We start from the raw sequence: 6,650 nt of genomic DNA on the forward strand, positions 1-6,650 counted from the left end.
GGGATCAGGCTTTGGTTGGCTGAGCGGTTGCCAGCCCGACGCCGAACGTCGCGATCGCCATGCCAACGATCTGGACCAGGTTCAACTGTTCGCCGAACAACAGCCAGGCGATGACCGCGGTGACGGCCGGGACCAGATAGAACAGCGAAGCGACTTTCGACATCTCGCCGTCGCGGATCATTACCATCAACAGGAAGATGGCGCCGATCGACAGCACCAACACCAGCCATGCCATGGCGAAGATCAACTCGCCATTGACGATGACGATTCGCGTCTCGAAAGCGAGCGAGGCCAAAGCCATCACCGATGCACCGCCGACATATTGCCAAGTGGTGGCCGCCACGAGATCGCCGCCGGAGGCGAAGCGCTTCTGCCAGATCGTGCCGGCGCTCATGCCAAGCACCGAGACAAGCGAGGCGGCCAGCGTCTCGGCCGTCACGCCGCCGCCAAGCGTGCCGAGCTTCGGCCAAAGCACGATGACCACGCCGGCAAGTCCGACAGTGAGACCGGCCCAATGGCGCGGCAGGATCGCCTCACCGAGAAACCGGCCGGCCATCACTGCGGTGATCAGCGGCTGCAGCCCGACGATCAAGGCCGATAACCCGGCCGGCATGCCCCTGTGGATGGCCCAGAACACGCCGCCGAGATAGACGCCATGCATCAGGATGCCGGCGCCTGTCGCGTGAAACGCCTCCTTGCGCGTCGCTCGCCTGGAGCCGAGTGCTGCCATCAAGGCGGCCAACAGCACGGCGGCCAGCACGAAACGAGCGGCCAGGAAGGTGAAAGGCTCGGCCCACGGCATGGCATAACGCGCGCCGATGAAGCCGGTCGCCCACAGGACGACAAAGGAGGCGGGGATGAACCGCTTGATGCTGCGCATTTTTGAAAGGCTGCCGCGTGCTCGGTGAGGGGTTTTGTACGGGACTGCTGTAATGCGGTTCAACCCGGCTAGCAAAACCAAACGGTTGATCCATAGGCTCGAATGAAGGATGCGCTCTGGGTCAGGGAGGATCAAAACATGATCCAGTTCCACTCGGATAAATGCTCATCTGTCGTGATCCTTCGCGCCCCCTCTGTCCTGCCGGACATCTCCCCCACTTGGGGGGAGATTGGCAGCTTTGGCGTACCGCTCGCTCCCGCGACGGTGGCGGTTCGGCAAGGCGGTGGTGACGGCGATCTCCCCCCTTGTGGGGGAGATGTCCGGCAGGACAGAGGGGGGCGCCTCGCTCCGCCATCAAAGGTTCTGCACCGTCGTGACGCTCTGAGGTAACGGAATTGATTTAAATCCCAACCAACCGCCGGACGTCTTCCGGTGATGCGCCGGCCTCGCGCAAGGCGGCAAGGCCGGTATCGGCAAAACTCTTCGACAGCTTTCGTCCGTCCGGGCCCAGGACCAGACGATGGTGGAAGTAGCTTGGTTGCGGCAGGCCGAGGATCTCCTGGAGCAGGCGCTGCACGCCGGTGGCGGAATAGAGGTCCTGGCCGCGCACGACGTGGCTGATGCCCTGCAGCGCGTCGTCGACGACGACGGCGAGATGATAGCTTGTCGGGATTTCACGGCGCGCCACGATCACGTCGCCCCAGTCCTGCGGGCGGGCTTCTATCGTGCGTGTCGTGGAAAGGCTTTCATCGGAAAATTCCAGCCATGACAGACCCGTGCCGACGCGCGCCATCGCAGCATCGACGTCGAGCCGCCAGGCGAAAGGCGCATTCTCGGCCATCCGTCGCTGGCGTTCCCTCATAGTCAACGCCTTGTCGACGGCGGGATAGAGCGGCACCCCGTCCGGGTCGCGCTGCCAGTCGCGGCCGCGCCTTTCGCGGTCGGCAATGAAGGCGCGGATTTCGCCACGGCTCATGAAGGCCGGGTAGACGAGTTCCTCGCTGATCAGCCGATCGAGCACCGCCTGATAGTCCGAAAAATGCTCGGACTGACGGCGCACCGGTTGTTCCCAGCCAAGCCCGAGCCATTCCAGGTCGCGAAAAATACCGGCCTCGAATTCCGGTGTGCAGCGCATCGTATCGATGTCCTCGATGCGCAGCAACAGCCGCCCGCCGGTTGTGCTGGCCAACTTTTGATTGAGCAGCGCCGAATAGGCATGGCCGAGATGCAGTTCGCCATTCGGGCTCGGCGCGAAGCGGAATGTCAGGAGTGTCATCGTTCGGCGGCAATCGGGTTGTGCGGCGCTTTCGCCAGTTGCTACTTTGCGCCTGATTACATCTGCCACTTTGCGCCGGGAACAAGCAGACATGCAACGCATCGCCACGCTCGACGACGTCTCGCAAGGGCTCGACGCGCTCTGCCTGCTCGACCCGCGCCTGGAAAAGGTGCGCGGCATGGCCGGCGAGGTGCCGCTTCGGCTGTCCGAGCCGGGGTTCAGAAGCCTTGCCTCGATCATCGTCTCGCAGCAGGTATCCCGCGCGAGCGCCGACGCGATCTTCGGGCGGCTGACAAAACTCGTCGATCCGCTGACGCCGCAAGCCATCCTTGCCGCTGACGAAGCCATCTTTCGCGAAGCCGGACTGTCGCGGCCGAAACAGCGCGGGCTGATCGCCGTCGCCCAGGCGGTGGTCGATGGGCTCGACCTCGATCATCTCTGTTTGCTCGACGCCGCGGAGGCGATCGCGGCGATGACCAAGGTGTCAGGCATCGGTCCGTGGACGGCGGAAGTCTATCTTTTGTTCGCCGCCGGCCACCCCGACGTCTTCCCGGCACGCGACGTTGCCCTGCAGAGCGCGGTCGGCCACGCGCTCGGCATCGACCCGCGCCCGCCCGAGAAAACGCTGATCAAGCTCGCCGAATCATGGAGCCCGTGGCGCGGTGTCGCATCACGGCTTTTTTGGGCGTATTATCGTGAAACCCGGGGCAGGGACGCCGCGCCGCCTGGCTGAATCCGTAAAAAAGCATGAAAATCATGCATTTTTAGCGCTGCGATTGATCGACAAGCCGCTTCACATCCCTGTCATGTCGGGCTTACAGTATCCGCGCCGACAGGCTACAGCGCCGCGCATCCAGTTGGATGCGCAAAGGACGCTGTAGGACTTTTTGAAGCTGCGCATGATCCCTTCCGAAAATCGAACCGATTTCGGGGTCATACGCTGAACCAAGGAGGTCAATGACGTGACGGTTGCCGTATCTCCGGATGGGCTTCCAGCACTGGTGCTGAACGCGGATTACCGTCCGCTCAGCTATTACCCCCTGTCGCTCTGGTCGTGGCAGGACGCCATCAAGGCGGTGTTCCTCGAGCGGGTCAACATCGTCGCCGAATACGAGCACGCGGTGTCGTCGCCGACCTTCTCGATGAAGCTGCCGAGCGTCGTCAGCCTGAAAGCTTATGTGAAGCCATCGCGGCATCCGGCCTTCACCCGCTTCAACGTCTTCCTGCGCGACCGTTTCCAGTGCCAGTATTGCGGCACGCCGGAGGATCTGACCTTCGACCATGTCGTTCCCCGCCATCGCGGCGGCGCAACGACGTGGGAGAATGTCGTCGCCGCCTGCTCGCCCTGCAATCTGAGGAAGGGCGGCATGATGCCGGCGCACGCCAAGATGTGGCCGCTGCAGAAACCTTTTCAACCGACGGTGCACGACCTGCACAACAATGGCCGCTTGTTCCCGCCCAACCATCTGCATGAAAGCTGGATGGATTATCTCTATTGGGATGTCGAACTGGAGCCATAGAGTTCGGCAGAAATCCGCCATGCCGGTCGCCTGACGAAGCTTCTGCGCTTCCGGTGCTCACGTACTGTAAGTACGCTCCGCTTCGGTTCTCGAAACCCACGTCATGCGCTCCGGCCTGACGAATTTCTGGACGAACTCTGCGCTGTGCAACTCAGTCGCGGGCAAAGGCGCCGCGGAAGGCGATGACGGCCAGGACAAAACTGGCGATGGCGTTCCAGCCGGCCAGCGACAGGCCAAGGATGCGCACGGCCGCCTTGTCGCAGGAGGGCGGGACGAATCTGTCGAGCGCATCGAGCACGCCCTTGCCGCCGGTATCGACAGGACCGGCAGCCGCTGCACAGTCGGTCGGCCCCGGCCACCACGCCCATTCGACACCGGAGTGATAGACGCCGAGATAGACGCCGTAGACCATCAGCAGGCCGCCGACGGCCAGCAGGCCGCGTGTCAGCCACGCGGGGGCGCGCAATGTCGACGCAGCCGCCGCCAGCAGCATCAGCGGCACGCCGATGTAATAGGGGGTGCGTTGCTCCAGGCAGAGCTTGCAGGGGATGTAGCCGCCGAGATGCTGGAAGGCCAGCGCTGAGCCGACGGTGGCGGCCATGGCGGCGGCGAGGAACAACGCCGTCCGCATGCGCTGGCGTCCAGGGTCGGCATTCACGGTCGCTGTCATCGATCTGCCGTTCGCCTTGTTGTTGAGCATGATCTTTTCCGAAAGCCGGCGCCCACTTTTTGCTACGCTGACCTTCGGTTCGGGATCATGCTCTAAAACGCGTATTTGACGACGATATAGAGCGAAATCAGGGCAGCGGCGCCAGCGCCGGCGATCATGCCGAGGCGTTTTTCGATGAACTCGCGGATCGGTTCGCCATAGCGGCGCAGCAGCCAGGCGAGGAACAGGAAGCGGGCGCCGCGCGCCACGATCGCCAGCACGATGAACAGCAGCAAAGGCGTGCCGATGACGCCGGACAGGATCGTCACCACCTTGATCGGCGGCAGATGGGCGAGGCCGGAGGTGATCAGCATCAGGACGATGAATCCGGTGCCCGCCGAGACGCGCAGTGTCTCGAAGTCGTCATACTTGCCGTAGAATTCAAGGATCGGCCGCGCCACCGAGTCATAGGCGTAGTGGCCGATGTACCAGCCGGCTATGCCACCCAGAACGGACGCCAGCGTGGCGACCAGCGCGTAGCGATAGGCGCGATCCGGCCGCGACAGCGCCATAGGCAGATAGAGCACATCGGCCGGCACCAGAAACACCGAGCTTTCGACGAAAGCGATGAAGGCCAGCCACCATTCGGCGGATTTCTTCGCCGCCAGCGACAAGGTCCAGTCGTAAAGTCCGCGAAGCATCGGCACTCCTGATGCACGTCGCCCAAAATGCGCAGCGCCTTTGGGACAACAATGCATAAAAACCAAGACCAAAAGCGCGCCAGATGAATCTCTCCAGACGCGACGCGCTTCAATGCGCTGCCTGTCTAGAAAGATTTTTCGCGCCGCACAATGGCCGTAGCTTCACGAAATCGAAAGGCCGCGGCCGAGCGAAAGCCACATGCCCGGAATTGACCACCCCGAATTGGCCAGTTGACGAACAGGCCTCCAACCGTATAGTCCGCGCCCATCCAGGCCGCCCGGCCTGAGCCCCTATGGCGGAATTGGTAGACGCGCTCGACTCAAAATCGAGTTCCGCAAGGAGTGCTGGTTCGATCCCGGCTAGGGGCACCACCACCTTTATACCGGTGTTGATTTGCCGGACCTTTTTCTGATTTTTGTCCCACTCTTTGTCATCGACTTTTTCGGTGGGACAATTTCGTCCAGATTTTGTTCCGGAATAACCAAGAGATGGGCGGCCTGTCCAGCCATCCGGCGGCGTTGCGCCTTCCTCGTGTAGTGCGTCGTTTGCTGCTTGGTGGTCCAACCGAAGATCGCCATGAGCTGCTCGTCAGTAGCACCGTTCTCGGCTGCTATAGTGGCTCCTGCTTTTCGAAGGCCGTGAAGGGTGCAGTGGGGCAACTCCGCTTGATCGCACCAGTCCCGCATTTTGTTACCAAGTGAATTAACGGTGAATGGTTTTCCCCATTCCGACGTCAAGAAGGTCAGGTCACCGCAGGCACTGGCGTCGATTGTCGCCCTCAACTGAGGAAGAATGGGAAGCTCCACCTCGACACCCGACGATTTGCTGGTCTTCTGGGGACGGATGTGTAGCCATCCATTCCTGACGTGCTGGCGCCCAAGGATGGCAAGATCCTGGCGACGCAGTCCCGTAAACAGTCCCAGATGCAGTGCCAGACGTGCCTTGCTGCCAGGTGGATGGCGTGCCTCGAACTGACGCACCTCTGCGACGGACCATGTGTGAAATCCATCGCCAGATTTCAGGCGCTTGATCCCGAGAGCTGGATTGCTCCGGACGATCTCGTTCTCAATCGCCCAACCGTACATGGCCGAGATGACCTTCACGACCTCATTCTGAGCACCTGGCGTCGAACGGAGATCATCTCGAATTTCGAGGACGTGCTTCCGCTCCAGGAGGTCGAAGGGGAGTGTCCCCCGCTTGCTGCCGCTTTTGTGCTCGCTGTTGCAGATTTCATCGAGAACCGATGACCGTCGAGCAAGGATTTTGGGTGAGAGCCTTACACGTCGCTTGTACTCCTGGCATAGCCAGCGAAAGTCCCTCTGGGACACCGGTTCATTTCGGTCCGCGGTGCCGCTGAGTTTCAGAGGCGCGTAGGGAACGTTTAGCCAGCACAAGCCACCTCGGCCTCAAACTCCTTTGTCCCCGGCTTCTCCCGTAGTCGGACTTTGGACCGGCCGAGGGCGCGAAAGTACAGGCGCACGTTTCCGTGTCGGTCACGATCAGGGGAAACGCCCTTTGGTAGCTTTCTGGGCGACGTGGTGATCGGTGGCGACGACATCCACGGAGACGGTGTCAACGTCGCGGCCCGTTTGGAGGGATTGGCGGAACCGGGCGGTGTTTGCG

The 6,650-nt window shown here is 62.0% G+C and carries 7 protein-coding genes and 1 tRNA gene; 3 read left to right on the forward strand and 5 right to left on the reverse strand.

Annotated elements, in window-relative coordinates; translation table 11 throughout:
• Positions 1 to 4: 4 nt before the first annotated feature.
• Together AC0L3O_RS30040 and gluQRS are read right to left on the reverse strand one after the other, a co-directional pair.
• The gene (locus AC0L3O_RS30040; protein ID WP_473536222.1) at positions 5 to 880 is read right to left on the reverse strand and encodes a DMT family transporter; all 876 of its coding nucleotides are present in this window, start codon (positions 878 to 880) and stop codon (positions 5 to 7) included.
• Between the two features lie 400 nt (positions 881 to 1,280).
• The gene (gene gluQRS, locus AC0L3O_RS30045; RefSeq protein ID WP_473536223.1) at positions 1,281 to 2,156 is read right to left on the reverse strand and encodes a tRNA glutamyl-Q(34) synthetase GluQRS; all 876 of its coding nucleotides are present in this window, start codon (positions 2,154 to 2,156) and stop codon (positions 1,281 to 1,283) included.
• Positions 2,157 to 2,247: 91 nt separating this feature from the next.
• Here gluQRS and AC0L3O_RS30050 point away from each other — a divergent pair, with 91 nt between their 5' ends.
• Both AC0L3O_RS30050 and AC0L3O_RS30055 read left to right on the forward strand, forming a co-directional pair.
• The gene (locus tag AC0L3O_RS30050; protein ID WP_023797249.1) at positions 2,248 to 2,889 is read left to right on the forward strand and encodes a DNA-3-methyladenine glycosylase family protein; all 642 of its coding nucleotides are present in this window, start codon (positions 2,248 to 2,250) and stop codon (positions 2,887 to 2,889) included.
• Between the two features lie 229 nt (positions 2,890 to 3,118).
• Positions 3,119 to 3,676: an HNH endonuclease gene (locus tag AC0L3O_RS30055; protein WP_023797250.1), complete on the forward strand. Its 558-nt coding sequence runs from the start codon at positions 3,119 to 3,121 to the stop codon at positions 3,674 to 3,676.
• A 151-nt stretch (positions 3,677 to 3,827) separates the two neighbouring features.
• Here AC0L3O_RS30055 and AC0L3O_RS30060 read toward each other — a convergent pair whose 3' ends face one another.
• Both AC0L3O_RS30060 and AC0L3O_RS30065 read right to left on the reverse strand, forming a co-directional pair.
• Positions 3,828 to 4,346 carry a disulfide bond formation protein B gene (locus AC0L3O_RS30060; RefSeq protein ID WP_419697156.1) on the reverse strand — a complete coding sequence of 173 codons (519 nt, stop codon included), beginning with the start codon at positions 4,344 to 4,346 and terminating at the stop codon, positions 3,828 to 3,830.
• Between the two features lie 92 nt (positions 4,347 to 4,438).
• Positions 4,439 to 5,026, reverse strand: coding sequence for a YqaA family protein (locus AC0L3O_RS30065; protein ID WP_091600122.1), 588 nt, complete (start codon positions 5,024 to 5,026; stop codon positions 4,439 to 4,441).
• A 287-nt stretch (positions 5,027 to 5,313) separates the two neighbouring features.
• On the opposite strand from AC0L3O_RS30065, the gene AC0L3O_RS30070 reads away from it, so the two are divergent.
• Positions 5,314 to 5,398: transfer RNA gene (locus tag AC0L3O_RS30070), tRNA-Leu, on the forward strand.
• 6 nt (positions 5,399 to 5,404) lie between these two features.
• On the opposite strand, the gene AC0L3O_RS30075 is transcribed toward AC0L3O_RS30070, so the two are convergent.
• Positions 5,405 to 6,130, reverse strand: a complete 726-nt coding sequence (locus AC0L3O_RS30075) for a tyrosine-type recombinase/integrase (RefSeq protein WP_245277582.1) — start codon at positions 6,128 to 6,130, stop codon at positions 5,405 to 5,407.
• Positions 6,131 to 6,650 lie beyond the last annotated feature (520 nt).

Source organism: Mesorhizobium sp. WSM4810 (assembly GCF_055811235.1).

Bases quoted from the DNA above. Each gene is read 5' to 3' on its own strand.
- AC0L3O_RS30040 (WP_473536222.1), bottom strand. From the start codon at position 880: ATGCGCAGCATCAAGCGGTTCATCCCCGCCTCCTTTGTCGTCCTGTGG.
- gluQRS (WP_473536223.1), bottom strand. From the start codon at position 2,156: ATGACACTCCTGACATTCCGCTTCGCGCCGAGCCCGAATGGCGAACTG.
- AC0L3O_RS30050 (WP_023797249.1), top strand. From the start codon at position 2,248: ATGCAACGCATCGCCACGCTCGACGACGTCTCGCAAGGGCTCGACGCG.
- AC0L3O_RS30060 (WP_419697156.1), bottom strand. From the start codon at position 4,346: ATGACAGCGACCGTGAATGCCGACCCTGGACGCCAGCGCATGCGGACG.
- AC0L3O_RS30065 (WP_091600122.1), bottom strand. From the start codon at position 5,026: ATGCTTCGCGGACTTTACGACTGGACCTTGTCGCTGGCGGCGAAGAAA.